This window comes from Yersinia sp. 2542 StPb PI, from assembly GCF_048593855.1.
Classification (GTDB): domain Bacteria; phylum Pseudomonadota; class Gammaproteobacteria; order Enterobacterales; family Enterobacteriaceae; genus Yersinia; species Yersinia enterocolitica_E.
The window spans coordinates 1-360 of sequence record NZ_JAZGQA010000523.1; the positions used below are offsets into that span (position 1 = coordinate 1).

Consider the following 360-nt stretch of genomic DNA (forward strand, 5'->3'; position numbering starts at 1 on the left):
CTGACACAGCCCAACGGTGGACTGTATAAGTTCAATACCGACTACACAGTCAGCGGCGGTTATCTGATTGAAACTAACCCGGCGTTTGCCAATCTGAATAACTGGCGCGGATCAGACTACGTGCTCCAGCAGTTGAATAGTAACCCGGATGTGATATTCAAACGCCTGGGGGATAACGCCTATGAACAGCGTCTGGTGCGGGATCAGGTACTGGCACTGACCGGTCAGGCGGTCGCCAGTGATTACCGCAGTGCACAAGAACAGTTCGAACAACTGTTTGCGGCGGGACTCGAGTACAGCAAGACGTTCAATCTTGCCCTTGGCACCCACCTCAGTGCCGAGCAGATGGCGGCATTGACC

General features: G+C 54.2%; 1 pseudogene. It reads left to right on the top strand.

What is annotated here, in order from left to right:
• Positions 1 to 360 (top strand): annotated as a pseudogene (locus V1952_RS22600) (hypothetical protein); the annotation flags it as partial.